This window comes from Mesorhizobium sp. M8A.F.Ca.ET.202.01.1.1 (assembly GCF_004791595.1).
In the GTDB taxonomy this organism is placed as follows: Bacteria; Pseudomonadota; Alphaproteobacteria; order Rhizobiales; family Rhizobiaceae; genus Mesorhizobium.
This window is the reverse complement of sequence record NZ_SRUN01000008.1, coordinates 199,197-225,848: the sequence shown is the minus strand read 5'-3', so window position 1 is coordinate 225,848 and position 26,652 is coordinate 199,197. Positions and strand designations below refer to the sequence as shown.

Sequence of the window (26,652 nt, the reverse complement as noted above, 5' to 3'; positions counted from 1 at the left end):
CTAGCTCAATGCGGCAATGGTCGCGATGACGGCCTCGGTCGTCAGTCCGTATTTCGCTTGCAAGGTCGGCACCGCGCCGCATTCGATATAGCGGTCCGGCAGGCCGACGCGCGTCACTGTCTTCGCAATGCCGGCATCGAACAAGGTCTCGACCACAAGGCTCGCCAGGCCACCGACCACGACGTGGTTTTCCACTGTCACGATACGGTCAACCGACGCGGCGAATTCGGCCACCGCCTCGCTGTCGAACGGCTTTATGGTCGGCACATGCAGCACGCCGGCAGCGACGCCCCGTTTTTGCAAAGCATCGGCTGCATCCAATGTCCTTTCGGTCATCAGGCCGGTCGAGATGATGCCGACATCGCTACCCTGGCGCAGGCGGCGCGCCTTGCCGATCTCGAAGACGTAACCGGGCTCGAACACAACCGGCACGCTGCCGCGCAGCAGCCGCATGTAGACCGGTCCTCGATGTTGCGAGATCGCTTCGGTCGCGGCTTCGATCTCGGTCGCGTCGCAGGGGTCGATGATAGTCAGGCCGGGGATCATGCGCATCAGCGCAAGGTCCTCGATCGCCTGATGGGTGCCGCCATAGCCGGTCGTGAGACCGGGGAGGCCCGCAACGATCTTGACGTCGAGATTGGAGTGGGCCAGCGCGATGGCGACGAAATCATAGGCGCGCCGCGTCGCGAACACGCCATAGGTGGTGGCGAACGGCACCTTGCCGGTGCGCGCCAGCCCGGCGGCGACGGCGACCAGATTCTGCTCGGCCATGCCGACGTTGAAGAAGCGCTCCGGGAAGGCGTCTCGGAATGGCAGGATGTCGGTGTATTTGCCGAGATCGGCGGTCAGTCCGACAATGTCGGGGCGGCTCTCGCCGAGCCTTGCCAATGCCCGGCCGAAGGGTGCCTCAACGCTGCGCCGTCCGCCGCCGACGGCCTCGTCCTGGCCCATGGCCAGCGTGCGGCCGGCCTCCATCGCCGCGCCGCTCATTGGCCCGCTCCCACGGTTTTCTCGAACTCGGCGATGATGCCATCCCATTGCGCCACGTCGATGCGGAAGAAGTGCGACTTCTCGGAAGTCTCGATGCGGGGCACACCCTTGCCGGGCCGTGTGCGCAGGATGATCGCCTTTGGCTTGCCGTTGCGGTTTCTCGCATCCGCCAGCGCGCCAACCACCGCGGTCATGTCATTGCCGTCGATCTCGGCTGTCTGCCAGCCGAAGGCGCGCCATTTGTCGGCCACCGGCTCCATGTCGAGCACCACAGGCCCGTCGGCCTGAATGCCGTTGCAGTCGATCAGCGCCACCAGCCCGTCGAGCTTGAAGTGGCTGGCCGACATGGCTGCTTCCCAGGTCGAGCCTTCCTGCATCTCTCCATCGGAGAGCTCGACGAAAACGCGCGCGTCGGAGCGGTCGACACGCAGGCCCAGCGCCTGCCCGACACCTTGCCCCAGCCCATGGCCAAGTGAACCGCCAATCATTTCGACGCCGGGCGTGGTGTCGAGCGTCGACATTTCCAGCCGGCTGTTGTCGGCGCCATAGGTGACGAGTTCATCGACAGGAATGATGCCCGCTTCGGCCAGGGCAGCCCACAAAGCGATGGAATAATGCCCGGTCGACAAAAGGAAACGGTCGCGGTCGGGCCAACCGAGATTGCCGGGATCGTAGCGCAGCTCGTGGAAATAGAGCGCCGCCAGCACATCGGCGATGCCGAGGCCCTGGCCGATATAGCCCTGGCCCTGGCCGCGCGCCATCGTCAGCATATGACGGCGCAGCAGCATCGCCTTGTGTTCGAGCGCGCCGATGTCGGCGTAGCCGGGAGGAGAGTTTCGCAGCATCTGGATCAGTCCTTGTCGAGCCCGCCCGACATGTTGAGCCGCTCGGCGGTCATGTAATCAGGCGCGTCGAGGCAGAGCCAGACGACGGCCTCGGCCACTTCCGCAATCTCGGCACGGCGGCCGAGCGGGATGCGGCGGGTGCGCTCGTCGAGAAAGGCCTGCAAATCGTCGCGGCCATTGGCACGGGCAAGGTCGATTTCGGTCGAGCGCTGCATTTCGGTGTCCATCATGCCCGGCGCCAGGCTGTTGACCAGCACGCCATAGGGCGCGAGCGCCACTGCCGCGGCGCGGGTGATGGAATCGACGCCGGCCTTGCTCGCCGTGTAGGCGGTGTAGTCGGGCAGCGCCATGCGCGAGCCCGGCGAGGTGATGTTGATGATGCGCCCGGAGCGCTGCTCCCGCATCACCCGGCCCGCCGCCTTGCAGGCCATGGCAAGGGCTGTGACATTGAGCGCCAGCGTACGCGTCCAGGCCTTGAAGGTGGCGTCGAGGAAGGGCTCGATCACGCCATAGCCGGCATTGTTGACCAGGATGTCGATACCGCCCCAGCGCGCGACGACTTTTTCGACGGCCGCTTCCGGCGCGCCTTCCCCGGTGAAATCGCTGACGATGCTTTCGGTTTCCGTGCCGGTTTCGCCGATCTGCCTGGCGGTCTCGGCGAGCCCATCGCCGTTGATATCGGTGACCGCGACGAAACAGCCGCGACGCGCCAGCTGAACCGCCACCTCGCGGCCGAGCCCGCCGGCAGCGCCTGTGACCAGCGCCCTGAGCGGCATCTTGTTTCGATTTTGGGCAGGCAAGCGAGCACCCTCCCGGAGGCGATCTTGACGAAATTGATACCGGTACCATAAATGGCTGTCAACGGCTATGTGCTATTGTCCTTGGACTGTAGTATCGGCGGGAGTTGGGAGGAAAAGATGAAAGTCGTCGCGCTCGAAACGCTGCAGCTGGCGGAATTCCCGTTCCTGTTCTGGTTGCGCGTCCACACCGACGCCGGCCTTGTCGGAACCGGCGAGACCTTCTGGGCGCCGGGGCCGGTTGCCGCCTACATCCACGACAATGTCGCGTCCTATCTCTTGGGCAAGGACCCGCGCGACATCGAGTTGCACGACCGCACGCTGGGCAGCGTCTATGTCGGCGCCCGCGATTCCGGCGCCGAGGTGCGCGGCAATTCCGCCGTCAACATCGCGCTGTGGGATATTTATGGCCAGGCGCTCGGCGAGCCGGTCTGGCGGCTGCTTGGCGGGCGCACCCACGCGACCGTGCCGATCTACAACACTTGCGCCGGCTACAAGCATGTGCGCGCCACGAAGAAGAATGCCCTGTTCGAACGCGGCGAGGACTGGTCGCTCAAATCAGGCGATTCGAATGAAGGTCCGTATGAAGACCTGCTCGCCTGGCGCTACAATGCCGGCGATCTCGCCAAAAGCCTGAAGTCGGAAGGCATTGGCGCCATGAAAGTCTGGCCGTTCGACATCGCCGCCGAGGCCTCGAACGGCAGCCGCATCTCGCTTGTCGATCTCGACAAGGCGCTGGAGCCCTTCCACAAGATCCGCGACGCCGTCGGCCGCGACATGGAGATCATGGTCGAACTGCATGGGCTGTGGACCTTGCCGCCGGTGCTGCGCATCGCCGAGGCGCTGAAACCCTATGACGTCGCCTGGCTGGAAGAGCCGATCCGCTACAACGAACTCGACGCCATGGCCGAGCTCGCCCGCCACACCTCCATCCCGATCGCCGCCAGCGAAAGGCTGGCGTCGCGGCAGATGTTCAAGCAGTTGATCGACAAGCGCGCGGCTAGCGTGATCATGATCGACCTCGCCTGGTGCGGCGGCCTGTCCGAGGCGCGCAAGATCGCCAACATGGCCGAAGCCAGCGAACTGCCTGTCACCTTGCACGACTGCACCGGGCCGATCGTCTATGCGGCGAGCTGCGCCTTGTCGGCGACCTTGCCGAACGTCAATTACCAGGAAGCGGTACGCGCCTATTTCACCGGCTGGTACACCGAGATCGTCGCCGACATCCCGCCGGTCAGGGACGGTCATGTCGCGCCGCTCGAAGGGCCGGGCCTTGGCCTCAGCCTGCGGCCGGAGCTGTTCCAGCGGGCTGACGCAGCCGTGCGGATCACCAGACTCTAGCCTCTCGCACAGCTCGGTCAGAGCCAGTAGACATTATGCTATTATAATCTATGATGCGTCGAAGCGGGCGACCAACAAGCCCGCCGCCGGCGCTCTGCCGCCCGGCGCCAGATGCATTCAGGGAGGCTTTGGTGGCAATGTCTGCGGCGCGTGCACGCGAGGATTCCAGGAGTGCGTCAAATCTGCCCGACCGGAAAATCCTGCTCGACCTGTTCGAACGCATGGTGCTGCTGCGCCGCTTCGAAAGCATCGCCCAGATCGCCTGCCGCAAGGGCGAAACGCCCGGTTTCCTGCACCTCTATATCGGCGAGGAGGCGACCGGCGTCGGTGTCTGCGCGCATCTCAGGCCCACCGACTGGGTGACCTCGACCCATCGCGGGCACGGCCATGCGCTGGCGAAGGGCGCCGATCCCGGCCGGGTGATGGCCGAGCTGTTCGGCAAGGCCGATGGTATCTGCGGCGGGCGCGGCGGCACCATGCATCTCTATGACCGCTCGGTCGGCCTGTTCGGCACCAATGGCATCGTCGCCGCCGGCATCGGCCATGCCGTTGGCATCGGCATGAGCGCGCGCCAGCAAGGCCGCGACGATATCGGCGTCGCCTTCTTCGGCGATGGCGCCGCCAATCATGGCGGCTTCCACGAGGCGCTCAACTTCGCCGCCGTGCAACGGGCGCCCGCCGTCTTCATCTGCGAGAACAATCTCTACGCCACCGCGACGCCGCTCAAATCCGTCACGCTCAATCCCGAGATCGCCAGCAAGGCGGCGTCCTATGGCATGCCCGGCGTCGCCGTCGACGGCAACGACGTCTTCGCTGTCTGGCTGGCGATGAAGGAAGCCACCGAACGCGCCCGCGCCGGCAAGGGCCCGACGCTGATCGAGGCCAAGACCTATCGCACGGTCGGCCACCACGAAGGCGACCCGGTCATCGGCACCTACCGGACGCAGGAGGAACTCGACGCCTGGATCAAGCGCGATCCCATCGACATGTTCCGCAGGAAACTGATCGAGGACTACGGCATTGCCGACGCCGAGGCGCTTGCGGCAATAGAGGCACGGATCGAGACCGTGGTCGAGCAGGCGCTGACCTTCGCCCGCAACTCGCCCGAGCCTGATCCGGCCACCGTACGCCTGCATGTTTTCGCCGACCCGATCAATCCGCCCGCCGCCCTGCAGCCGCGCGCGGTCGGCGAGACGCGCATGCAAGGCTGGCTCGAAGCCGTTCGCGACGGCCTCGCCGAGGAGATGCGCGCCAATCCGGCGATCCTTTATTTCGGCGAGGGCACCGGCGAGCGCGGCGGCAGTTTCGCGCACACCAAGAACCTGTGGCAGGAGTTCGGCGGCGAGCGGATGGTCGATACGCCGATCTCCGAACAAGGCTTTACCGCCGCCGCCGTCGGCGCTTCGGCCACCGGCGCGCGGACCGTCTCGGATCTGATGTTCGCCGACTTCGCCTTCGAGACCGCCGGCCAGATCTTTCTGCAGGCCGCCAAGCTGCGCTACATGACCAGCGGCCTGATGAGCGCGCCGATGGTGGTGCGCGTCGGTGCCGGCGCGCTGCGCAGCTCCGGGCCGCATCACAGCGGCATCTACCATCCGATCTTCGCCCACATGCCCGGCCTCATCGTCTGCGTGCCTTCCACCCCGGCGGATGCCAAGGGGCTGATGAAGACGGCGCTGCGGGCCGGCGATCCCGTCATCATGCTCGAACCCAAGGCGCTGTTTGCCTCCAAAGGCGAGGTGCCGGTCGGCGAGCATTTTGTGCCCTTCGGTGTGGCGCGCATCGCCCGGACCGGCACCGATATCAGCATCGTCGCCGCCGGCCAGATGGTGCAGCGTGTGCTGGAGGCCGCGGACCTGTTGGCCGGCGAAGGCATCGAGGCGGAGGTGATCGACCCGCGCACCATCATGCCGCTTGACATCGACAGCATCGTCGCCAGCGTGCGCAAGACCCATCGCCTGCTCATCGTCGACGAGGCCTGGGCGATGTGCGGGCTGGGCGGCGAGATCGCCCAGGCGATCAACGAACTCGCCTTCGACGAACTCGACGCACCGCCCGGACGATTGCACACGGCGCCGACCTCGCATCCCTTCGCACCGGTGCTGGAGCGCGCCATGCTGGTCGATACGGCCCGGATCGCGCAAGGCGTGCGCGACGTCATCGCAGGCCGGCCGCCGGTGCCGGATCACTGGTATACGGTCGGTCTGAAAAGCGCTGCGCCGGCTAAACCAACCCCTGCCCCCGTCAAGGTGGTGCCACCCGCGCCATCGGCCCAGCCCCCGGTCGCCGCCAGCGACGACGAGCCGGTGACAATGCCGTTCGGCGACCTAACGGTGAGCGAAGGCACTGTCATCAAATGGCTGAAGGCGGTCGGTGATCCCGTCAAGGAGGGGGAGCTGATCGCAGAGATCGAGACCGACAAGGCCGTGGTCGAGATCGAGGCGCCGGTCAGCGGAACGCTTGCCGCCATCGATCAGCCGGTTGGCGCGGTGGTGCCGATGGGCGGCCGCATCGGCGGGATCAAGAAATAGACCACTTCCGTACATCAAATCCGAAGGACTGGCATGAAGATCCTGTGCGCCAACTGGCAAGCCGCCGACGAGGCCGAACTCGAGCGCGAGCATTATCCCGACATCGAGTTCATCCTCGCCCGCTCGACCAATGACAAGGCCGCCGCGCTCGATCCGGCCGTCTGCCAGACGGCCGACGCCGTCATCAACTATTCGCCGACCCACAATGTCGCCGCCGCCCCGTCGGCCTTTCCCAAGGCACGCATCGCGGTGCGTTCCGGCGTCGGCTTCGACAACATCGACACCGCGGGCTGGGGCGCACGCAAGATCCCGGCCTGCAATGTGCCGGATTATGGCACGACCGAGGTCGCCGACCACGCCATCGCCCTGATGCTGGCGCTGACACGCGGCACCTCGGCCTATGGCGCTGAACTTCGCAATGGAGCCGAAGGCTGGCATTTTTCCAAGGCGCCGCTGGTGAGAAGGCACAAGGGCGCCACCTTCGGCATTGTCGGGCTCGGTCGTATCGGGCTCGCCACCGCGCGCCGTGCCGCCGCTTTCGACATGAAGGTGGTATTCTATGATCCGCACCTCCTGTCTGGCGTTGATCTGTCGACCGGCTACGAACGCGTCCATTCGCTGGCGGAGTTGATGGGGCGAGCCGATGTGGTGAGTGTCCACGCACCGCTCAGCGAAGAAACCCGCAAGCTGCTCGGCGCGGCGACCTTCGCCGCCGCCAGGCCAGGCCTCGTGCTGATCAACACCGCGCGCGGCCCCATCGTCGATCTCGACGCGCTGGAGACGGCGATGCGCAACGGCACGGTCAGCGGTGCCGGGCTGGACGTGCTGCCGAACGAACCGGGCGATCTCGACCATCCGCTGCTGGCGGCGTGGCGCAATCGCGAGCCGTGGATCGCCAATCGCCTGATCGTCACCCCGCATGCCGCCTTCTACAGCCCGGCATCGATGCGCGACCTCAGGCTGAAATCGATCGAAGTCGTGCACGCCTATCTTGCCGAGGGCCGGCTCACCAACTGCGTCAACTCCGAGTATCTGAAATGAATGCAGCGGCGGTGCAGGCGAGGCGTCTTGCGGTTTCCCCATACGCCCGCCGCCTGGCGCGCGAGCGTGCGCTGCCGCTCGAGACGCTTCGGGGCAGCGGTCCGGGTGGGCGCATCCTGGCCGCCGATGTGTTGAGCTTCGCCGCGCCCCCGCGGCCTGTCGGTCAGCCAGCTGTCGAGGCCGCTCCAGCCTCCCCTTCCGTCGCCGTATCCAGCATCGCCGCCTTTGCCACATCGATAGCACTGGGCGCTCTGAAAGACCTTCTGGCCGCGCTGGAAAGTACGGGGAGGATGTTCGACATCGACGATGTGCTCTTGCGTGCGGCAGGTCGAGCATTCGATGAATCCCCAGATATCGATCGGGGCGCCGATGCTTGCGTGGCATTGGAGCTGCCCGGCCGGCAAGCAGTGTTCGCGACAGTTCCGGAGATATCCCTGACATCGATGCGCGCAGCGCGGCTTGCATCCCTGCGTGGCGACCGTGACGACGCGGGAAAGTTCGCGGTTCTATCTCTGCGGCTTCTCCCCGCAAGCAGCATTCGGCCGATTATGATGCCACTTCTGCCCGGCCGTGCCATGCGCCTGGCCGTTTCGCTCGACACGGCGGGCAATCAAGCCGAGTGCCTGCTGATAACGGATGCCTCGAGCGTCGATGAGTCAAACGCCGCCGCTTGGCTCGCTACCCTGAAATCGGCCATCGAACACCCGCTTCGGCTCTTCGTCTGAGAGGGTTGATCATTGCCGACGTTGCCTAGCCTCGGGCGAAGGAAGCTATTATAAAAGCTTCGACACAGGCGCGACGAGGCACATGGACCATTCCGTTCCCACCATCGAAAGTCTTCCCAAGCGCACGCTCGGCCGCGCCAATGGGCCGCTTTACCGGCAGCTCGCCGACATCCTGCGCGAGCCGATCGGCAACGGCACCTTCCCGGTCGGCGGCGAGCTGCCCAAGGAAGCGACCATCGCCGAGCATTTCGGCGTCAGCCTGATCACCGTGCGCCAGGCGCTGCGCGATCTCGAGGCCGACGGCCTGATCAGGAAGCGCTCGGCCAAGCCCGCAGTGGTGGCGGCGCGCAGCCCTTCGGTCAATCTGAGCTGGAAGTTCAAGAATTTCGCCGACATGGCGGCCTTCACCAAGGACGCGAAGCTGACGGTGAAATCCTACCGCAAGGAGGTTTCGCCCGTGCTCCAGCGCCATTTCGGCATGGGCAAGGACGAGGCCGGCTATTGCCTGCGCAGCGTGCTGTCGATCGGCGAACAGAGGAAGGCGCAGATCACCACCTATTTTCCGCCCGATGTCGGCGCCCGGTTGAAACGGGAAGACTTTTCCGACGTGCTGATCTTCCGTTCGGTGCAGAAACATCTCGGCCTGCGGCTCGATGTGGCGCATGTGACGGTGCGCGCCGAAATCGCCGACGAGGCTGTTGCCGCCGACCTCGGCATTGCGCTGGGGGGCGCCGTGCTGACGGTGGAGATGCTCTACCAGTCGGCGGACCAGCGCAGCATCGAATTCTCCGTCGCGCGTCACCCCGCCGACATTTTCAGCATCACCTACGATGCGCCGAACGACCTGTCTTGAAGCCCGCTCGACGCGGCATTTTCTGATGTGGTCCGCATAGACAGGGCCATAAAATTATAATAGCATGATAGCTAGGCTGAGATGCCGGCTTCGGAAGATGTCGCGGGGAGGAAATCCGGCGAATTTTGCCTGCAGGCGCAGCCTTGGGAAAGTCCCGGTCAAATTGACATCCGCAATTGGTACCGGTATCATGTAATGCTTCCTCGGGCGATGAAGATGGCGCAGTCCATCACCGGCTGGGTAGGGAACACAGGGAGGAGACCATGAAATTGAGGAGCTTGAGCGCCTGCTTCGTGGCGTTTGCCGGGTTCGCGGTGTCTATGTCCGCCACGCCCGGCCATAGCGAAGACAAGAAGCCCTACGTCATCTATCTCTCGAACAATTTCGTCGGCAATGATTGGCGCCAGCAGATGGAGCGCGTCGCCAATGTCGCGACCACCAAGGGGCCTCTGAAAGGCCGTGTCGACCTCAAGATCGAGAACGCCGAGAACACCGTCCAGGCGCAGATCAATTCGCTGAACAACATCATCCGCCAGAAGCCCGCCGCCATCCTGATCGATGCGTCGTCGGCCGAGGCGCTCAATCCGACCATCAAGAAAGCCTGCGACGCCGGCATCATCGTCGTCAGCTTCGACCAGACGGTCTCGGCCGAATGCGCTTACAAGATGCATTCCGATTTCGACATCATGGCCAACAACCAGGCCGAATGGATGGCCTCCATCCTCGGCGGCAAGGGCAAGGTGCTGATGGACCGCGGCCTTGCCGGCGCGCCGATCTCGGAACAGTTCGAGAAGAATTTCGGAGCCGTGCTGAAGAAATACCCCGGTATCGAGATCGTCGGCTATTTCAACGGCAATTACGCCGCCGGTCCAGAGCAGGAGGGCGTGGCCAGCCTGCTTGCCGCGCATCCGGAAGTCGATGGCATCTTTTCGCAGGGCTACGGCACCGGCGCCATCAAGGCGCTGCAGAATGCCGACCGGCCGCTGGTGCCGATCGTCGCCGCGGCCTTCAACGGCACTGGCGTCACCTGCGCTCAGACCAAGGGCGCAAAATGCTGGCTCGGCGCCAATCCGCCGTCGCTGTCGGCCGAGGCCATCAAGCTCGCGGTCGACATACTCGACACCGGCAAGAAGCCTGCCGACACCACCGTGCTGTTCAACTCGCCGGGTCTCACCGCGGATATGGTCGACGCCAAATACGCCGCGAATTCGTCGGCGGTGAAGATCGAATTGGGCAAGACCGTATTTCCCGATCTGGCGCCGGGTCTGTCTTTGCCGGTGTCGCCGAGCTGGGTTGAAATCACGCCCAAGGAGGCCTCGGGAACCTGACTTTACGGATGCAAGGCGCCACTGTTCGGCGGCGCTGTTTCGAAACGAAAAAACGGGAGGAGAAAATCATGAGAACATTGAGCCGTAACATCGGCCTTGCAGCACTTGCCGTCGCCATGACGGCGATCGGCATGCAGGCCGGTCACGCCGAGGACAAGAAGCCCTACACCATCTATCTCTCGAACAATTTCGTCGGCAATGACTGGCGCCAGCAGATGGAGCGTGTCGCCACCGTCTCGGTCAACAAGGGGCCGCTGAAAGGCCGCGTCGACCTCAAGATCGAGAACGTCGAGAACACCGTCCAGGCGCAGATCAACTCGCTGAACAACATCATCCGCCAGAAGCCGGATGCCATCCTCGTCGATGCCGGTTCGGATTCGGCGCTCAACCCGACCATCAAGAAGGCCTGCGACGCCGGCATCGTCGTCATCTCCTTCGACCAGGTGGTGACCGAGCCTTGCGCGTTTGCCGTCGCTTCCGACTGGGACCGCATCCCTTCGGTGATGGCCGAGTGGATGGCCACGCAGCTTGGCGGCAAGGGCAACATCATTCTCGACCGCGGCCTTGCCGGCGCGCCGATCTCGGCGCAGTTGCAGCAGGGTTATGAGAAGGTGCTGGCCAAGTATCCCGACATCAAGGTCGTCGGCTATTACAACGGCAACTACGCGCTCGGGCCGGAACAGTCCGGCGTGGCGGCGCTGCTTGCCGCCAATCCGAAGATCGACGGCATCATGACGCAAGGCTACGGCTCGGGCGCCATCCAGGCGCTGAAGGATGCCGGCCGGCCGATCGTCCCGGTCGTCGGCTTCTCCTACAATGTCGCCGCCGTCACCTGCGCGCAGACACAAGGCGCCAAGTGCATTCTTGGCTCCAATCCGGCCTATCTTTCGTCGGAAGCGATCAAGCTGGCGGTCGACATCCTCGACACCGGCAAGAAGCCGGCCGAGCGCTCCGTCTCGGTCAAGGGTGATTTCGTCACCACCGATCCCTTCGAGTCCAAGCTCTATCCGGGCACCAAGATGATCAAGATCGCGATCGGCGAGAATGCCTTCCCCGACCAGGCGCCCGGCCTGACGCTGCCGATCACGCCCGACTGGGTCGAGATCACCGCTGCGGAAGCCGCTGGGGCGAAGTAACATCCCGAGACCACGACCCTGTCTCCCGGCATCGCAAGATGTCGGGAGAGCTTTTCGAAGGCGCATCCATGGACCTCGTCAACGTCAAAGGCCTGTCCAAACGCTATGGCGGCATCGTTGCGCTGAGCGATGCGACATTCAGCGCCCGCGCCGGCGAGGTGCATGCGCTGCTCGGCGAGAACGGCGCCGGCAAGAGCACCTTCATCCAGATCCTGTCGGGCGCGGTGCGGCACGATTGCGGCTCGATCCTGGTCGACGGCCAGGACTATCGCCCTGCCAATCCGGACGTGGCCCAGGCGCGTGGCATTGCCGCCGTCTTCCAGGAACTGTCGCTGATCCCCGACCTCAGCGTGGAACAGAATATCTGGTTCCGCCACGAGCCAAGGACGTTGCTGCGTACCGTCAACCGCGCCGAGATGCGCCGCAGGACGCTTGCCTTGCTCGAAAGGTACAATTTTCCGGCGCTGCGTCCCGATCAGGAATTGCGGCGGCTGACGCTGGCCGAACGGCAGATCGTCGAGATCGCCAAGGGGTTGGCCAAGGACCCGCGCATCCTCATCCTCGACGAGGCGACCTCGGCGCTGCCCGCGCGTGAGGCCGAATGGCTGCTGAAGCTTACCCGGCAGCTGGCGGCGGAAGGCAGGCTGGTCATCTTCATCTCGCATCGCATGGCCGAGGTGCGCGCCATCGCCGACCGGCTGACCATCTTCCGCAATGGCAGCACCGTCGCCGCGCACGAGGCCAACGCCGTGTCCGACAACGAGATCGTCACCCAGATGATCGGCCGCCACCTCGACCGGCTCTATCCCGAGCGTGTGGCGACGGCCACGGATCGCGTCGCGCTAAGGGTCGAGGGCCTGTCGAGCGGCACCCGGCTCTCCGGTGTCGACTTTGCCTTGCGGGAGGGCGAGGTGCTCGGCGTCGGCGGCTTGCAAGGCCATGGCCAGCGCGAGCTGTTCCAGGCACTGTTCGGCGCCAGCAGGGCGAGCGGTGCCGTCGAGCTGTGGGGCAAGCCGGCCTCGATCAGCAATCCACGCCAGGCCTTGACCGGCAGGGATGGCATCGCCCTGGTGCCCGAGGACCGGCGCGGGCAAGGCCTGCTCCTGACCAAGAGCGTGCGCGAGAACCTGACGCTGTCGGTGATCAAGCGCTTCACCGAAAACGGCTTGCTCAGCCGGCAAAAGGAAGCGGCTCTGGTCAAGGAGATGGTCGATTTCCTGCGTATCAAGGCCGGCACGCCTGAGCAGCTCGCCGGTACCCTGTCGGGCGGCAACCAGCAAAAGGTGATCTTCGGCAAGATGCTGTTGACGCAAGCGCGCGTGCTCTTGCTCTACGACCCGACGCGTGGCGTCGATGTCGGCACCAAGGGCGAGATCTTCCAACTGATGCGCGACCTCGCCGCCAAGGGTTACGCGATCCTGTTCCATTCCAGCGACATGCCGGAACTCGTCCATGTCGCCGACCGCGTGCTGGTCATGCGCGACGGCCGTATCGCCGCGACGCTGGAGGGCGACCGCATCTCCGAGACCGGCATCTTGCGCGCCGCCATGCTTGAACGCGAAGCGGCTTGAGGCATGGTCATGGCGAGCGCGGAGCAGACTGGCGGGATGATGCAAAGGCCGGCCGACATGAAATCAACCACGCCGGCCATCGATTGGCGCGGCCGCCTGCTCGACCGCGCGCCGTTCCTGGTCGCCTGCCTGATGCTGGCATTGATTGTCGGCATCTACGGCAGCCTGCAATCCGGCGTCTTCACGCTGGATGAACTCAATCTCGACACCGCCGCGGCGATGACGCTGATGCTGGCGGCGACGGGCCAGACCATCGTGCTGCTGCGCGGCGGCATCGACCTGTCGATAGGCGGCATGATCAGCCTCGGCACGGTGATCGCCGCGACGCGGTTCGCCGATGATCCGTCGACCACCGGGTTCTGGGCGTTGGCCATCCTTGCGATCGGTTTTGTCATCGGCGCGCTCAACGGCCTGCTGATCTCACTGCTCAAGCTGCAGCCCTTCCTGGTGACGCTCGCGACATGGTCGATCCTCAACGGTGTCGCCATGATCATCCTGCCGACCGACGGCGGCAGCATTCCCACATGGTGGGTCGGCTTTGCCTCCACGCAGCTCTTCGGCCTCACCAGCCCGGTCTGGATGTTGCTGGTCCTGCTGCTGTTTTGGTGGTGGTTCCGCGCCACCCGGGTCGGCATTTCGATCCAGGCAACCGGATCGAACGAAAAATCGGCCTTCCTGTCGGGCGTCTCCATCACCCGCGTCAATCTCGTCACCTACGGCCTGTCCGGTCTGTTCGCGGCGGGCGCGGCGCTGTTCCTGGTGACCCAGACCGGTGCCGGTTCGCCGACCATCGGCAAGGACTACATCCTGCCTTCGGTGGCCGCGGCGGTCATTGGCGGCGTCAGCCTGTTCGGCGGCCGGGGCCATCTTGCCGGCACGCTGATCGGCGCCTTCGTGCTCACCCTCATCGGCAACCTGGTCTTCGTGCTGCATGTGTCGAGCTACTGGCAGCCGGTCGCGTCCGGTGTCATCCTGCTGCTCTCGGTGCTGGCCAGTTCCGTCGCCGAAAAGGCCGCAAGGGGCCGCGTCCAATGAATGCGTTCCTCGCCCGCAACCGGCTGATCGTGCTCGCCTATGCCGGCATGGTCGTGCTGCTCCTGGTCACGGCGCTGTTCTCGCCCGGCTTCCTTTCCGTCTCCAACATGCGCTCCACCGTCGTGCTGGCGGCCTTTGTCGGCATCGTCGCGCTCGGCCAGACCTTCGTCATCATCGGCGGCGGTATCGATCTCTCCGTGCCATGGGTGCTGAATTCGGCGGCGATCATCATGGCGTTGCTGTGCGGCGGGCAGGACCTGCCGCTGGTCTGGGTGATGCCGCTGCTGCTTGCCGGCGGCGCCTTCGTCGGGCTGATCAACGGTGTCGGCGTCGCCCGGTTCGGCGTACCGCCGATCATCATGACGCTGGCCACCAACGTCATCCTGCAAGGCCTGATCCTGGTGCTGACCGGCGGCTCGCCGACCCCCTCGGCGCCGGCCCTGATCCAGTTCCTGTCGGTCGGCCGCATAGCCGGCTTTCCGGTCATCGCGCTGATCTGGCTCGCCCTGACGCTGGTGGCGACCGTGCTGCTCTCCAAGGCAGCCTTCGGCCGTCACCTCTATGCGCTCGGCACCAGTGCCACCGTGGCCGAATTCTCAGGCGTGCCGACGGCACGCACCACCATCCTCACCTATGTGATTTCGGGCCTTGCCGCCTCCTTCGCCGGCATGCTTTTGACCGGCTATTCCGGCCAGGCCTATCTCGGCATGGGTGACGCCTATCTGTTCACCTCGATCGCCGCGGTCGCCATTGGCGGCGCCTCGATCCTCGGCGGCAGCGGCCACTATCTCGGCACCGTCGCCGGCGCCATGGTGCTGACCATCCTCACTGGTCTTTTGCCGGCGCTCAACCTGTCGAGCGGTGCCCTGCTTGTCGTCTATGGCGCGGTGATCCTGCTCACCGTCTCGATCGGCAGCGAGGCCTTTGCCGGCCTCGGCGGCAGGCTGCGCAGGGGCTGAACGGAGGGAAGAATGGTCAAGATCACCTGTGTCGTCGATGCCAAGGCCGAGCTTGGCGAAGGCACGCTCTGGGACCCCAGGGCCGGCGTGCTCTGGTGGATCGACATCTGGAAGAAGCTGATCCATCGCTACGACCCCGCGACCGGCAAGGACGCGGTCTTCGAGACACCGGAATATCTCGGCTGCCTTGGCCTGCGCGAGAAGGGCGGCCTGGTGCTGACCATGACCAATGGCTTTCATTTCTTCGACCCGGCAACCGGCCAGTTCGAGGCGATCGTCGATCCGGAAGCGCATATGCCGAAGACCCGCTTCAACGACGGCAAGCCGGACCGCCAGGGCCGCTTCTGGTCGGGCTCGATGTTCGAGGTGGCGGGACAGCCGATCGAATTCATCGGCGCGCTCTACCGGCTCGATCCCGATCTCTCCGTGCACAAGATGATCGACGGCATCGGCTGCTCGAACGGACTGGCCTGGAGCCCGGACTCGAAGACCATGTACTTCTCCGACAGCCATGCCGGCGCGGTCTGGGCCTACGATTTCGAGCCCGCCACCGGCGACATCGAGAACCGCCGCACCTTCATCGACATGACGGCAACAGGCGGGGTCGCCGACGGCGCCACGGTCGATGCCGAGGGCTGCTACTGGGTGACCATCCCCGTGACCAGCAAGGTCTGCCGCTACGATCCCGATGGCGAGCTGATGGAAACAGTGGTTCTGCCGACCGATCTGCCGACCTGTTGCGAGTTCGGCGGCAAGGACCTCGACATCCTCTACGTCACCTCTGCCGTCCTCAAGCGCCCGGCCAGCCATTTCGTCCGCCAGAAGAATCCGGGCGGTCTGTTCGCGCTCGACGTCGGCGTCAGGGGGCTGACCTTGCCGGCGTTCAAGGGCTGACGGCTTCGCTCAGACTGCCGACATGACCAACGGCGTCTCGGTCCTGCGAGTCATTCCGGTAGCGAAACGACGCTCGAGATAGCCTGCATAGAGCGACAGCGGCCAGCACAGCGCGAAGTAGATCAGCGACACCGTACCGAACACCATCACCGGCTGGAAGGTCACGGTGTTGACCTGCGTGGCGGCCCGCGCAAGCTCGGTCAGGCCTATCAGCGAGGCGATCGATGTCGTCTTGACGATCTGCACCATGAAGCCGACGGTCGGCGGCAGAATCAGCCGCACCGCCTGCGGGATGATCACCAGCCGCAGCGTCCTGACAAAGCGGAAGCCGAGCGCCGTTGACGCCTCCCATTGTCCCTTTGGAATTGCCTCGATGGCGCCGCGAAAGATTTCGCCGAAAAAAGCGCCGCCATTGAGCGAGAAGGTCACGGCCGCCGCTACCCAGGGGTCCGGCCGGTAGCCAAGGAACGAAGAACCGTAATAGGCCATGAATAGCTGGATGAGGATCGGCGTGCCCATGAAGAACTGGATGTAGCCCGCGGCCAGCCAGCGCAGCGGCCGCGCCGGCGCCACCCGGATCGCCGCCACCACGAGGCCGATCGGGCCGCCGCCGGCAAAGGCGATCAGCGCCAGAAGGATCGTCCAGCGCGTTGCCAGGAGCAGGAACATCAGTTCGTTGGGGCCAAAATCGCGCAGGCTCATGATCTAGACCTTCCAGCGGAACATGAGCTTGCCGATGCCGGCAAAGAACAGGCTCGCCGCCTGCACCAGCACGAAATAGATGATGGCGATGACGATATAGACCTCGAAGCTGCGGAAGGTCTGCATGACGAGGTTGTTGGCCACCGCCGTCAGTTCTTCCGCGGCGATGGCGCCGACGATAGAGGTGCCCATGATCTGCAGGATGAACTGCGCCGACAGCGATGGGTAGACGGCGCGCGCCGCCGGCACCAGAACGACATGGCGGATGATGCGGTAGCGACTGAGGCCGAGCGACTTGGCCGCTTCGATCTGCCCTTCGGGGATGGCCTCGATGCCGGCGCGCAGGATCTCCGTGGCATAAGCGCCGAGATGGATCGACAGCGCCACGACCGCCGCCGTGTTGCTCGACAGTTTGAAGCCGAACAGTGGCAGCGAGAAGAAGACGAAATAGAGCTGGATCAAGAGCGGCGTGTTGCGGATCATCTCGACATAGGCAGCAATGAGCCACGACAGGAAGCGTGGGCCAAAGCTGCGTCCGACGGCGCCAAGGACCCCGATGGCGGTGCCGAACAGGATCGACAGCGCCGCCAGCTGGATGGACTTCTCCAGGCCGCGCAGCAACAGGTCGAGATGCACCAGGATCGGGCCGAATTGCAGGGCGGTTTGCATGGGCATTCCGTCACGAGGTCGAGAAAGCGGGACCGCTGCCATGCGCGGTCCCGCCGTGGAATGACGCGATCAGAAGACCGGCAGCACCGGCAGTGGCTGGTTGCGATACTTCATCGACAATGCATCCAGCGTGCCGTCCGCCTTCATGGTGAACAGCCAGGTGTTGATCCACTGCCGGAGATTGTCGTTGCCCTTGGCGACGCCAATGCCGAAGTAGAAGGTCTTCAGCACGTATTTCTGCTCGAAGGCGTCGCCATTTCCAGCCTTCTTCAGATAGATTTCGCCATAGTCGCCGCCGCCCATGGCGTCGATCTGGCCCGACACCATCGCCTGCAGCAGCGAGGAATAGTCGTCGAAGCGCAGGATCTCGATGCCCGGATTGGCTTCGGCGGCCTTGGTCAGCAATCCGTCCTCGCCGGTGCCGCGCGTCAGGCCAACCTTCTTGCCGACGAGGTCGGCAACGCCCTTGATCGAGGTGCTCTTCGGCGCGATCACCACCGCCGACTGGCCGGCATAGGGAATCGAATAGTCGACCTGGATGGCGCGCGCCGGCGTGATCGAGAAGATCGAGATCACCGCATCGACCTGCTTGGTCAGCAAAGCCGGAATCCGGCCCGGCGAGGTGACGGTGACGAATTCCACAGGCACGCCCAGCGCCTCGCCCATCTTGTTGGCGACCTCGATGTCGAAGCCGGTCGGTTTCAGATTGGCGTCGAGAAAGCCGTAGGGCGGCGTGGTTGTGTCGATGGCAACGACCAGCTTGCCGCGCGAAATAATCTCATCGACCGACTGTGCCGAAGCGATCGACGGCAGCAGCGCCGACAGCGCCAGCACGATGCCGGCAAGCATCGCGCCCCTCACGAAAGTCCGCATGTTTTCCTCCCATGCATTTTCTGCGCCTCGTGTCGATATCGACGGTGCGGGGCGCCTGGCCACCCGACGATTTGAAACAGCTCGCTCGCGGACATCCCTTGCAAACCGGAGAGTCAGCGGCTCCTCTGCGAGTTATAATGGTATGCTATTATAATATTATTTGTCTGTCCATGCGCGTTCCGCCAGGGGGCTTCGCGCATTTGATACCGGTACCATCTGGACGTGAGTCAAGGGTGCCGGGGCAAGACGATGATGATCCCCGTGGCGCCGCTGAAGCCTGTCCGCTACCGGTGAGCGTGGCGTGCGGCGCGGCGAACGCTTTGCAAAAGGATGGCAAGGCAGCCGACGAGCAGGAGGGCGCCGCCGAGCAGCGGCGGCAATGCGAGCAGCTTCACCCCCGCGGTAACCGCGGCCACAAGGACCAGCGCCAGCAGCGCCAGACTGCCGTCATCGACGAACATGCCGAAGAATTCCCTGGCGACAAGGCGAAGGACGTTCATCGGGCGAGCCCTCCGGCGGCTGTGGGATTGGTGCCGCGCAGCCAGCGCACCATGGCGAAGGATGCCAGCGCGACGATGGCGAAGATGGCGAGCAGAGCAAGATCGGCACCCGGCCAGTCGGCGCCGATGCCCTCGCCGGTCCAGAAGATGCCGAAGCTGGTCAGCATCAGGCCGACCACGAATTTGAGGGCGTTTTCGGGCACGCGCGCCAGCGGCCGGTGGACAGCGAGACCGACAAGCATCACCAGGACGAAAGCGGCCAGCGCGCCCATGCCGGCGTAAAATGTCTGCCCATGCGCGGCGCCGACAGCGATGACGATGAACACCACCTCCACACCCTCGAGCAGCACCGCCTTGAACGAGGCCAGCCCGGCGAGGTAGTCGGCGCGCCGATCGTCAGCCTGCCGGTGCAGCGCGGCGGTTTCCTTGGCGAAGGCCGCCTCTTCGTCATGCAGGGCGATGACGCCGACGCTGCGCAGGATGGCTTTTCGCAGCCAGCGCATGCCGAACAGGATTAGCAGCACCCCGACGATGAACTGCAGCGTGTTGATGGGGACAAGCGCCAGCAGCGGCCCGAACGCCAGCACCAGGGCTGCCAGCACTGCCAGAGCCAGCGCAGCACCCGTCAAGGCCGGACGCCAGCTGCGTGTCACCCCGACCGCGAGCACAATGGTGAAGGCTTCGACGACCTCGACCAGGGAGGCGAGAAATGCCGCCGTGACTGTCGAGAGGATGGGTGTCAGTGTCTGCATCAAGGCTTCCTGTCTTGCTCGACCCTGATTCCCTGGGGGCGAATTCCCGGATCGTAGTCCAGAATCACCCTACGCGGCCAGCAGCCCAAAGCGTTCCGGCGGCAGCGCAAGCAGACGGGTGAAACTGGCCTCGATCAGATCAGCCCCGACATGTCGGAGAAGGCCATTGCCTTGCGTAGCAGCTCGGCGAAGCGCTCACCGGCCACCTCGCGCGGACCGCTGTTGTCGATCGAGGTGACGCCAGGGCCGGACAAGGTCACACTGGCGCTGCGCGCCAGCCGTGCCAGCACTTCGCCGCGCGACTCGCGGCCGCGCATCGCCAGCCGCTCGGCCAGCACTTGGGGCGAAGCGGTGATCTCGACGATCGCCAGATTGGCATAGCGTTCGCGCAAGGTGGGGATGACCGCGCGCGATACGTTGGCAACGGCGACATGGCCATTGGAAACGGACCAGTCGACATCGGCGGGCAGGCCATAGCGCAGGCCATGCGCTTCCCAGGAGATGGCGAAGGCGCCATCGGCCTCGGCCTCGGCGAAGGCGGCGTCGGCCAGCGTGTCGTGATCCTCGCTCGCCGCATCGCTCGGCCTGGTGATGACGCGGCGAACGAACTCCAGCTGCGTCTCGTCGGCGAAAAGCGCCTTGGCGTAACCGATCACCGTGTCCTTGCCGGCACCGCTAGGGCCTACGACGGCAACAAAGACGCCATGACGGATCGGAAAGGTTTCGGCGGACAGTTCGCGCTCGATCAAGGCCGACACCATCATGCCACCCGGCATCCCTGCCGCCACACGGTGCGCACGACCGGAACATGATCGTCGACGCGCACCCGCACCAGATCGGCGCGGCGTCCCTGTTCGATGATCCCGCGGTCGTCAAGGCCGACGGCCTGCGCCGGGTTCTTCGAGACCATGGCGACGGCCTGCGGCAGCGAAATGCCTTCGACCATGTCGCCGAGGAAGAAGGCCGACTGGATCAGGCTGAAGGGGATGTAGTCGGACGACAGGATGTCAAGCAGGCCGTCACTGGCCAGGGTGCGTGCCGAAACATTGCCCGAATGCGAGGCGCCGCGCATGACATTGGGCGCGCCCATCAGCACGCCGAGCCCGGCGGCCTTCGAGGCCCGCGCCGCTTCCTCTGTGGTCGGGAACTCGGCGACCCTCACGCCCTGCTCGATGGCCTCGTCGACATGAGCCGACGTGGCGTCGTCATGGCTGGCGAGCACGATGCCGCGCTCCTGGCAGGCGGCGGCGATGAAGACACGGTTCGGTCCTGAATTGCGTGCCGACTCGCCCATCCGCTTCTCGCAAAATTTCTTGAAATCCTGATCCGAGAGCTTCAGCTTGCGCTGGTAGTAGTAGGCGTAGGTTTCAAGGTTGACGAACTGGCGCTGGCCGGGCGCATGATCCATCAGCGACGCCAGTTTCACCCTGTCGTCTGTCTCGAAATTGGCGAAGGCCCTCAGGCAGTCCGGTGCCGAGACTTCGCAGCGCAGATGGATGAAATGGTCTGCCCGCAGCCGCTCCTGCTGGACACTGTCCTCGATCGCATCGGCCAGCTTGCGGATGTCGTCCGATGTTAGGTCGGCGTCCTCGTCCATGCCGACGCGGAGCGCATCGAGCACGGTGGTGATGCCGGCGGTCGCCACCTGCGCGTCATGGGCAAGCACCGCGGCGATCGGGTTCCAGCGCACTTTCGGCCGTGGCGCATAGTGGCCCTCGAGATGGTCGGTGTGGAGTTCGACCAGTCCTGGAATGATGAAGTGGCCGCCCATGTCCTCGCCGGTCCGGGCCGCGCCGGCATCGATGCCGGCGATAAAGCCGTCGCGCAACACCAGCGAGCCTTCGACGATCTCGTCGGCAAGAACGATGCGGGCGTTGGAAAGAACAGTTTCGGCGGTCATTGCGGCTGGTCCTTGCTTCTTCCGGCGCCTGTCAGGCGGTTTTTCTGGCCGGGCGGCGTCCAAGCGCGTGCTGGGACAGCACCATGAACGGCGCACCGGGTTCGAGTTCGACAAACAATGTCAGCGCATCCACCAGCACGGGCTGGCGCAGCACATCGGCGAAAAGGCCGTCGATCGCCGCGCGCAGGCGAGGGCTTTCCTGTGGGCCGGCCCGGCCCGACAGGGTCATATGGAAGCGAAAGGTCTCGAAAACATAGGGATAGCCCCACTGGCAGAGATTGCGAAACTCCGCCGGCTTCAGCGAATCCGGGCTGCGCCGCTCGATCTCGGCCTCGCTCAACGGCGCGCGAAACCGGTCGAAATCGCGCACGACGTCGTCGGCGAAGCGGTTGAGCGGAGGCAGCGGACCATCCGGCACCAGCGCGAAGAAGCTGTCGATCTGGCTGACGACCAGACGCGGGATCGTCACAACCGGCGTTGCTTCGGCAAAATGGTCTAGCGCCGCGCGCAGCGAAGCCTCGGTCTCGGTGGCAGCCAGGCGGAAGGGCGCCTTCAGCGTGGCGTGAAAGCCATAGCGGCGCGCCGAAGCAGTGTGGAAGGCCACTTCCGCCGCCGACAGGTCGGCCACGGCCTCAACCGGGCCGGTCGCGGCACCGAACGGGTCGCGGCCCAGCCAGTTGGCGGCGATACGCGCCAGCAGCTCGTCCTGCCTGGGGGTGAAATAGATGGCATAACGCATGGGAAGTCCTCGTCAGAAACGTTGCCATAGGTGATTTCCATGACGGATTGACGAAGCTTTGAAGGGTTTTCGAAGGCAAATCGACCCTCAGGGTCGTTAGCCGACGATTTTTCCCAACTGGACCAACAAATTCAACCGGAAACGCAGAACGGTCAGGCCTTCATCAACCATTCGTGCTCGGGCGCGTTGTGGAATTTCCACGTCCGCTTCGGCCCGGCCATCACATTGAGGTAATAGAGGTCATAGCCATGGCAGGCGGCACAAGGGTGATAGCCCTTGGGCACCAGCACGACATCGCCGTCCTCGATCGCCATGGCTTCGTCCAGCGCGCGCCGGCCATCCTTGTCGGCGTCGGTATAGACGCGTTGGAAGGCAAAACCCTGCGGCGGGTTGAGGCGGTGGTAGTAGGTTTCCTCGAGATAGGATTCAGCGGGCAGATTGTCCTGGTCGTGCTTGTGCGGCGGGTAGCTCGACGTGTGGCCGCCGGGCGTGATGACCTCGACCACCAGCAGCGAGTCGGCCGGCTGCCCCTCAGGCAGGATGTTGGTGACGTAGCGCGTGTTGGTGCCCTTGCCGCGCACCTCCTGGCCGAGATCGTCCGGCCCGATCACCCGGACCGGCAAGCCGCCGCCAAGGCCGGGCGCCGAGCATACCGCGAGTTCCAGCTCGGTGTCGGCCGTCACCGACCAGTCCGATCCCTGCGGCACGTAGACCGACCACGGCTTGCCCTCGAAAGGCGACATGCGCTCGCCGAGCAGGCCGAGATCCTTGCCGCCGGCTTTTGCCGTACCCTTGCCGGTCACGAAGACCAGGCAGACTTCGCGGTCGTCCGACTGTCCCGAGGCGCTCTGGCCGGGCTTCAGCCGATGCAGATCGAAACCGACATAGGTCCAGCCAGCGCCTTGCGGCGTGACATGCGCGACGCGGCCATTGCCCTTGTCGGCTTTGACGAGCAGTTTCGACATTTTTGTCTCTCCTATCGCAAATCTTCGAGATCGGCCGAAGCCTCCCAACTTCGTCATCCTAGGGCGTAGCAGGAGCGAAGCTCCGTCGCGGAGACCCTAGGATCCATTCCGTGACCCCGCAGCGGAGCGGAGCGGAATTCTGCACCGTCGCAACGCTTCAATCCAACGGCATGGATCCTAGGGTCTGCGCCGCGTCGCTGCGCTCCTTGCTCCGCCCTAGGATGACGAAGCGAGAAGCGTTTCGGCCAATCACCAACGTATGCGATCCGTCACGCACGTATCCAATCCACTGGAACTTCTTCCATCATTCCTTGGGTTCGATGCCGACCTTGGGTTCCTCAGGCGTCGCCTTCGCCTCCTCCACGGGCTTGTAAAGATAAAAGAACTGCCAGACGGCATAGCCGGCGAAGCCGAGCGCGATCACGCCCCAGAACGGCGTGCCGCTGGCGAACTCGATGATCGACCAGATGACGCAGACCGCGACGACGGCGATGCGCCGCCACAGCGGCCGGAAGAACGGGTGTTCATAATCTTTCATCGCGCCATCCGAGAGTTGCCGAACCAGTTCTCAGATAAGCCACCCGTGGCGACCAATCCAGCCTTCAGACATTCGGGAAGCCCTGCGTCTCGACCGTGTAGCCGGCGGCGGTCATCACCCGCATCAGCTCCTTGTAGCCGACCTGCGCCATCTTCAACGGCGGGTTCTTCCTGGGGTCCTGCTCGGCCTCGACCACGAACCAGCCTTCATAGCCATGATCGGCGAAGCGCTGCACGATGGCGCCGAAATCGAGCGAGCCGTCGCCCGGCACTGTGAAGGCGCCGAGCGCCACGGCGTCGAGGAAGGACTGCTTCGTACGGTCGAGCTTGTCGATCACATCCATGCGCACATCCTTCACATGGACATGGCTGATGCGCTTGTGGTGGTTGTCGATGGCGCGCAGCACATCGCCGCCGGCAAAGGCCAGATGGCCGGCATCGAGCAGCAGCGGGATTCCTTCGCCGGAATGGCGCATGAAGGCGTCGAGTTCCGGCTCGGTCTCGACTACCGCCGCCATGTGGTGATGGTAGGAAAGCGGCATGCCTTGCTCGGCGCACCATTCGCCGAATTCCGTCAGGCGCCGCGCGTAGGCCTTCATTTCGTCGCCCGAAAGTTTCGGCTTGGTGGCGAGCGGCCTGGAGCGGTCGCCCTGGATCGAGCGTCCGACCTCGCCATAGACGATGCAGGGCGCGTCGACCGCCTTGAACAGGTCGATCATCGGCTGGATGCGCTCCTTGTTCGCAGCCATCTCCTCGTCGACCAGCGTGCCGGAAAACCAGCCGCCGCATAGCGTGACGTCGGCGGCCTTCAGGATCGGCAGCATCACCTTTGGGTCGTTGGGAAAGCGCCGGCCCATTTCCATGCCGGTGAAGCCGGCAGAGCGCGACTGGCGCAGACATTCTTCCAGCGACACGTCATCGCTCAGTTCGGCAAGATCGTCGTTCCACCATGCGATGGGGGACATGCCCAGTTTGGCTTTCAAGTCGTCACTCCGGGTTAGAACTGCTTATTACCTGTTGGTTGGCGCTGCCCCTCATCCGCCTGCCGGCACCTTCTCCCCGTATAGAGACGGGGAGAAGGAAGGAGCTTCAGCGCCGGCGTCAATCGCCGACGCTCTGCATCCGCCGCTTCTCGTCATAGGCCTTGCGCGCCGCGTTCACCTGCGGCCGGGCCGAGACCTCGGGCACCGCCACGTCCCACCAGTGCCCGCCGGCATCGGTGGAAACCAGCGGGTCGGTGTCGATGACCAGCACGGTGGTGCGGTCGTTCTTTTTCGCCTGAGCCAGCGCCGTCTCCAGCCCGGCGATCGACGAAACTTTTTCTGATGTCGCGCCCATGCTGGCGGCATGCGCGGCAAAGTCGACATCGGGCAGGATCTCGTGGCGCGAGTCCTTCAACAGGTTGTTGAAGTTGGCACCACCAGTCGCCATCTGCAGCCGGTTGATGCAGCCGAACCCCCTGTTGTCGAGCAGCACGATGGTCAGTTTCAGGCCGAGCATCACCGAGGTGGCGATCTCGGAATTCAGCATCAGATAGGAGCCGTCGCCGATCATGACGACGATCTCCTCGCCGGGCTTCGCCATCTTGGTGCCGAGCCCGCCGGCGATCTCGTAGCCCATGGTCGAGAAGCCGTATTCGGCATGGTAGGAGCCGGGCGCGCCCGCCTGCCAAAGCTTGTGCAGTTCGCCCGGCAGCCCGCCGGCCGCGTGCAGCAGCGTCACGCCGGAACCCATGGCGCGCTGCACGGCGCCGATCACCTGCGCGTCGGACGGGAACGCGGCGTTGGTCGACGCCGTCACCTTGGCCGCTTCGGCCTCCCAGGCCTTCTTGCCGCTGGCCGCATTGTCGGTCCAGGCGGCAGGCGCCTTCCAGCCTTTCAGCGCGGCGCCCAATTCGGCGAGCCCTTCCGCGGCGTCGGCGACCAGCGGCAGCGCCCGGTGCTTGCCGGCGTCGAAGGGCTGTACGTTGAGCCCGATGATGGTCTTGCCGGAATTCTTGAACAGCGCCCATGAGCCGGTGGTGAAATCCTGCAGCCGCGTGCCGATGGCGAGTACGACGTCGGCCTCTTCGGCCAGCCGGTTGGCGGCCGAAGTGCCGGTGACGCCGACCGCCGCCATGTTGAGCTTGTGGTCGTCCGGCAGCGAGGACTTGCCGCCTTGCGTCTCGCAGACCGGAATGCCGGCGCCTTCGGCGAACGTCGCCAGTTCGTCGGAAGCCTGCGAATAGAGAACGCCGCCGCCGGCGATGATCAGCGGCTTCCTGGCTCCCTTGAGTGCCGCCACGGCCGCCGCCAGTTCGCTACGGTCCGGACGCGGCCGGCGCTGACGCCAGACCCGCTCGGCAAAGAAGCTCTCGGGATAGTCATAGGCCTCGGCCTGTACGTCCTGGCAGAGCGACAGCGTCACCGGGCCGCAATCGGCCGGATCGGTCAGCACCTGCATGGCGCGGCTCAGCGCCGGTATGATCTGCTCCGGCCGCGTGATGCGGTCGAAATAGCGCGACACCGGCCGGAAACAGTCGTTGACCGTCGCGGTGCCGTCCGAAAAATCCTCGGCCTGCTGCAGCACCGGGTCGGGGATGCGGTTGGCGAAGACGTCGCCCGGCAAAAACAGGACGGGCAACCGGTTCACGTGGGCAAGCGCAGCCGCCGTCACCATGTTCAGCGCGCCGGGGCCGATCGAAGAGGTCGCGGCCATGAAGCGGCGACGGAAATTGGCCTTGCCATAGGCGATCGCCGCATGCGCCATCGCCTGCTCGTTGTGGGCGCGGAAGGTCGGCAGCTCGTCGCGCACCAGGTAAAGCGCCTCGCCGATGCCGGCGACATTGCCATGGCCGAAGATCGCCCAGACGCCGCCGAAGATCGGCACCGTCTTGCCGTCGATCTCGGTCATCTGGCGGGACAGGAAGCGGGTCAGCGCCTGCGCCATCGTCAGGCGGATTGTCTTGCTCATGGTTGTTTCCTCCGCAG

At 64.8% G+C, this 26,652-nt stretch carries 26 protein-coding genes; 11 read left to right on the top strand and 15 right to left on the bottom strand.

The genetic code is table 11. The features are described from left to right. The 3 genes from EN845_RS19060 to EN845_RS19050 are packed head-to-tail and all read right to left on the bottom strand — an operon-like array spanning position 1 to position 2,635. On the bottom strand, positions 1-990 hold the full coding sequence (locus tag EN845_RS19060) for a transketolase C-terminal domain-containing protein (RefSeq protein ID WP_127871228.1): 990 nt from the start codon (positions 988-990) through the stop codon (positions 1-3). After that, the gene (locus EN845_RS19055) at positions 987-1,835 is read right to left on the bottom strand and encodes a transketolase (protein WP_127871227.1); all 849 of its coding nucleotides are present in this window, start codon (positions 1,833-1,835) and stop codon (positions 987-989) included. The genes EN845_RS19060 and EN845_RS19055 overlap by 4 nt, the downstream gene beginning before the upstream one ends. A 5-nt stretch (positions 1,836-1,840) precedes the next feature. After that, positions 1,841-2,635: an SDR family oxidoreductase gene (locus EN845_RS19050; RefSeq protein WP_127871226.1), complete on the bottom strand. Its 795-nt coding sequence runs from the start codon at positions 2,633-2,635 to the stop codon at positions 1,841-1,843. 117 nt (positions 2,636-2,752) lie between these two features. Between EN845_RS19050 and EN845_RS19045 the strand changes: the two genes are divergently transcribed. The 11 genes from EN845_RS19045 (at position 2,753) to EN845_RS18995 (ending at position 16,046) form a co-directional block, all read left to right on the top strand. After that, positions 2,753-3,973, top strand: a complete 1,221-nt coding sequence (locus tag EN845_RS19045; RefSeq protein ID WP_127871225.1) for a mandelate racemase/muconate lactonizing enzyme family protein — start codon at positions 2,753-2,755, stop codon at positions 3,971-3,973. A 137-nt stretch (positions 3,974-4,110) separates the two neighbouring features. Continuing rightward, positions 4,111-6,504, top strand: a complete 2,394-nt coding sequence (locus EN845_RS19040) for a thiamine pyrophosphate-dependent enzyme (RefSeq protein WP_245511767.1) — start codon at positions 4,111-4,113, stop codon at positions 6,502-6,504. Between the two features lie 33 nt (positions 6,505-6,537). Further along, positions 6,538-7,545 (top strand): C-terminal binding protein, encoded by a 1,008-nt coding sequence (locus EN845_RS19035; RefSeq protein ID WP_127871223.1) that lies wholly within the window; start codon positions 6,538-6,540, stop codon positions 7,543-7,545. Continuing rightward, the gene (locus EN845_RS19030; RefSeq protein ID WP_127871222.1) at positions 7,542-8,270 is read left to right on the top strand and encodes an E3 binding domain-containing protein; all 729 of its coding nucleotides are present in this window, start codon (positions 7,542-7,544) and stop codon (positions 8,268-8,270) included. The genes EN845_RS19035 and EN845_RS19030 overlap by 4 nt, the downstream gene beginning before the upstream one ends. Positions 8,271-8,352: 82 nt before the next feature. Further along, the gene (locus EN845_RS19025) at positions 8,353-9,123 is read left to right on the top strand and encodes a GntR family transcriptional regulator (protein ID WP_127871221.1); all 771 of its coding nucleotides are present in this window, start codon (positions 8,353-8,355) and stop codon (positions 9,121-9,123) included. Between the two features lie 263 nt (positions 9,124-9,386). Beyond that, positions 9,387-10,451, top strand: a complete 1,065-nt coding sequence (locus EN845_RS19020) for a substrate-binding domain-containing protein (protein ID WP_245511766.1) — start codon at positions 9,387-9,389, stop codon at positions 10,449-10,451. 68 nt (positions 10,452-10,519) lie between these two features. Next, entirely contained in the window at positions 10,520-11,587 is a 1,068-nt protein-coding gene (locus tag EN845_RS19015; protein ID WP_127871220.1) for a substrate-binding domain-containing protein, read from the top strand. Positions 11,588-11,655: 68 nt separating this feature from the next. Next, positions 11,656-13,158: a sugar ABC transporter ATP-binding protein gene (locus EN845_RS19010; RefSeq protein WP_245511765.1), complete on the top strand. Its 1,503-nt coding sequence runs from the start codon at positions 11,656-11,658 to the stop codon at positions 13,156-13,158. Between the two features lie 57 nt (positions 13,159-13,215). Continuing rightward, a complete protein-coding gene (locus EN845_RS19005) occupies positions 13,216-14,193 on the top strand; it encodes an ABC transporter permease (RefSeq protein ID WP_245511764.1) in 978 nt (325 codons plus the stop codon). Next, positions 14,190-15,152: an ABC transporter permease gene (locus EN845_RS19000; RefSeq protein WP_127871217.1), complete on the top strand. Its 963-nt coding sequence runs from the start codon at positions 14,190-14,192 to the stop codon at positions 15,150-15,152. The genes EN845_RS19005 and EN845_RS19000 overlap by 4 nt, the downstream gene beginning before the upstream one ends. A 12-nt stretch (positions 15,153-15,164) precedes the next feature. After that, positions 15,165-16,046 carry an SMP-30/gluconolactonase/LRE family protein gene (locus EN845_RS18995; protein ID WP_127871216.1) on the top strand — a complete coding sequence of 294 codons (882 nt, stop codon included), beginning with the start codon at positions 15,165-15,167 and terminating at the stop codon, positions 16,044-16,046. 9 nt (positions 16,047-16,055) lie between these two features. Here the strand turns inward: EN845_RS18995 and EN845_RS18990 are convergent, their stop codons facing one another. The 12 genes from EN845_RS18990 to iolD form a co-directional block, all read right to left on the bottom strand. Beyond that, positions 16,056-16,748 carry an amino acid ABC transporter permease gene (locus EN845_RS18990; RefSeq protein WP_127871215.1) on the bottom strand — a complete coding sequence of 231 codons (693 nt, stop codon included), beginning with the start codon at positions 16,746-16,748 and terminating at the stop codon, positions 16,056-16,058. A 3-nt stretch (positions 16,749-16,751) separates the two neighbouring features. Next, entirely contained in the window at positions 16,752-17,417 is a 666-nt protein-coding gene (locus tag EN845_RS18985; protein ID WP_127871214.1) for an amino acid ABC transporter permease, read from the bottom strand. A 69-nt stretch (positions 17,418-17,486) separates the two neighbouring features. Next, on the bottom strand, positions 17,487-18,290 hold the full coding sequence (locus tag EN845_RS18980; RefSeq protein WP_127871213.1) for a transporter substrate-binding domain-containing protein: 804 nt from the start codon (positions 18,288-18,290) through the stop codon (positions 17,487-17,489). Between the two features lie 284 nt (positions 18,291-18,574). After that, complete coding sequence (locus EN845_RS18975; protein WP_127279298.1) at positions 18,575-18,790, bottom strand: hypothetical protein; 216 nt, start codon at positions 18,788-18,790, stop codon at positions 18,575-18,577. Further along, positions 18,787-19,542, bottom strand: a complete 756-nt coding sequence (locus EN845_RS18970; RefSeq protein WP_127871212.1) for a COG4280 domain-containing protein — start codon at positions 19,540-19,542, stop codon at positions 18,787-18,789. The genes EN845_RS18975 and EN845_RS18970 overlap by 4 nt, the downstream gene beginning before the upstream one ends. A gap of 134 nt (positions 19,543-19,676) precedes the next feature. Further along, a complete protein-coding gene (gene phnN / locus EN845_RS18965; protein WP_167531402.1) occupies positions 19,677-20,306 on the bottom strand; it encodes a phosphonate metabolism protein/1,5-bisphosphokinase (PRPP-forming) PhnN in 630 nt (209 codons plus the stop codon). Next, positions 20,303-21,442, bottom strand: a complete 1,140-nt coding sequence (locus EN845_RS18960; protein ID WP_127871211.1) for an alpha-D-ribose 1-methylphosphonate 5-triphosphate diphosphatase — start codon at positions 21,440-21,442, stop codon at positions 20,303-20,305. The genes phnN and EN845_RS18960 overlap by 4 nt, the downstream gene beginning before the upstream one ends. A gap of 31 nt (positions 21,443-21,473) precedes the next feature. Further along, on the bottom strand, positions 21,474-22,181 hold the full coding sequence (locus EN845_RS18955) for a DUF1045 domain-containing protein (protein WP_127871210.1): 708 nt from the start codon (positions 22,179-22,181) through the stop codon (positions 21,474-21,476). Between the two features lie 152 nt (positions 22,182-22,333). Beyond that, positions 22,334-23,146, bottom strand: coding sequence for a 5-deoxy-glucuronate isomerase (gene iolB / locus EN845_RS18950; RefSeq protein ID WP_127279305.1), 813 nt, complete (start codon positions 23,144-23,146; stop codon positions 22,334-22,336). 304 nt (positions 23,147-23,450) lie between these two features. Continuing rightward, the gene (locus EN845_RS18940) at positions 23,451-23,684 is read right to left on the bottom strand and encodes a DUF3329 domain-containing protein (RefSeq protein ID WP_127871209.1); all 234 of its coding nucleotides are present in this window, start codon (positions 23,682-23,684) and stop codon (positions 23,451-23,453) included. A gap of 64 nt (positions 23,685-23,748) precedes the next feature. Beyond that, positions 23,749-24,666, bottom strand: coding sequence for a myo-inosose-2 dehydratase (gene iolE / locus EN845_RS18935; RefSeq protein WP_127871208.1), 918 nt, complete (start codon positions 24,664-24,666; stop codon positions 23,749-23,751). Between the two features lie 118 nt (positions 24,667-24,784). Then, the gene (gene iolD, locus EN845_RS18930; protein WP_127871207.1) at positions 24,785-26,635 is read right to left on the bottom strand and encodes a 3D-(3,5/4)-trihydroxycyclohexane-1,2-dione acylhydrolase (decyclizing); all 1,851 of its coding nucleotides are present in this window, start codon (positions 26,633-26,635) and stop codon (positions 24,785-24,787) included. Positions 26,636-26,652 lie beyond the last annotated feature (17 nt).

Bases quoted from the DNA above. Each gene is read 5' to 3' on its own strand.
- EN845_RS19045 (WP_127871225.1), top strand. From the start codon at position 2,753: ATGAAAGTCGTCGCGCTCGAAACGCTGCAGCTGGCGGAATTCCCGTTC.
- EN845_RS19060 (WP_127871228.1), bottom strand. From the start codon at position 990: ATGAGCGGCGCGGCGATGGAGGCCGGCCGCACGCTGGCCATGGGCCAG.
- EN845_RS19025 (WP_127871221.1), top strand. From the start codon at position 8,353: ATGGACCATTCCGTTCCCACCATCGAAAGTCTTCCCAAGCGCACGCTC.
- phnN (WP_167531402.1), bottom strand. From the start codon at position 20,306: ATGATGGTGTCGGCCTTGATCGAGCGCGAACTGTCCGCCGAAACCTTT.
- EN845_RS19020 (WP_245511766.1), top strand. From the start codon at position 9,387: ATGAAATTGAGGAGCTTGAGCGCCTGCTTCGTGGCGTTTGCCGGGTTC.
- EN845_RS19010 (WP_245511765.1), top strand. From the start codon at position 11,656: ATGGACCTCGTCAACGTCAAAGGCCTGTCCAAACGCTATGGCGGCATC.
- iolD (WP_127871207.1), bottom strand. From the start codon at position 26,635: ATGAGCAAGACAATCCGCCTGACGATGGCGCAGGCGCTGACCCGCTTC.
- EN845_RS18940 (WP_127871209.1), bottom strand. From the start codon at position 23,684: ATGAAAGATTATGAACACCCGTTCTTCCGGCCGCTGTGGCGGCGCATC.
- EN845_RS18970 (WP_127871212.1), bottom strand. From the start codon at position 19,542: ATGCAGACACTGACACCCATCCTCTCGACAGTCACGGCGGCATTTCTC.
- EN845_RS19030 (WP_127871222.1), top strand. From the start codon at position 7,542: ATGAATGCAGCGGCGGTGCAGGCGAGGCGTCTTGCGGTTTCCCCATAC.
- EN845_RS19000 (WP_127871217.1), top strand. From the start codon at position 14,190: ATGAATGCGTTCCTCGCCCGCAACCGGCTGATCGTGCTCGCCTATGCC.
- EN845_RS19035 (WP_127871223.1), top strand. From the start codon at position 6,538: ATGAAGATCCTGTGCGCCAACTGGCAAGCCGCCGACGAGGCCGAACTC.
- EN845_RS18995 (WP_127871216.1), top strand. From the start codon at position 15,165: ATGGTCAAGATCACCTGTGTCGTCGATGCCAAGGCCGAGCTTGGCGAA.
- EN845_RS18985 (WP_127871214.1), bottom strand. From the start codon at position 17,417: ATGCAAACCGCCCTGCAATTCGGCCCGATCCTGGTGCATCTCGACCTG.
- EN845_RS18960 (WP_127871211.1), bottom strand. From the start codon at position 21,442: ATGACCGCCGAAACTGTTCTTTCCAACGCCCGCATCGTTCTTGCCGAC.
- EN845_RS19015 (WP_127871220.1), top strand. From the start codon at position 10,520: ATGAGAACATTGAGCCGTAACATCGGCCTTGCAGCACTTGCCGTCGCC.
- EN845_RS19040 (WP_245511767.1), top strand. From the start codon at position 4,111: ATGTCTGCGGCGCGTGCACGCGAGGATTCCAGGAGTGCGTCAAATCTG.
- EN845_RS18990 (WP_127871215.1), bottom strand. From the start codon at position 16,748: ATGAGCCTGCGCGATTTTGGCCCCAACGAACTGATGTTCCTGCTCCTG.
- EN845_RS19005 (WP_245511764.1), top strand. From the start codon at position 13,216: ATGAAATCAACCACGCCGGCCATCGATTGGCGCGGCCGCCTGCTCGAC.
- EN845_RS18980 (WP_127871213.1), bottom strand. From the start codon at position 18,290: ATGCGGACTTTCGTGAGGGGCGCGATGCTTGCCGGCATCGTGCTGGCG.
- EN845_RS18975 (WP_127279298.1), bottom strand. From the start codon at position 18,790: ATGAACGTCCTTCGCCTTGTCGCCAGGGAATTCTTCGGCATGTTCGTC.
- iolB (WP_127279305.1), bottom strand. From the start codon at position 23,146: ATGTCGAAACTGCTCGTCAAAGCCGACAAGGGCAATGGCCGCGTCGCG.
- EN845_RS18955 (WP_127871210.1), bottom strand. From the start codon at position 22,181: ATGCGTTATGCCATCTATTTCACCCCCAGGCAGGACGAGCTGCTGGCG.
- EN845_RS19055 (WP_127871227.1), bottom strand. From the start codon at position 1,835: ATGCTGCGAAACTCTCCTCCCGGCTACGCCGACATCGGCGCGCTCGAA.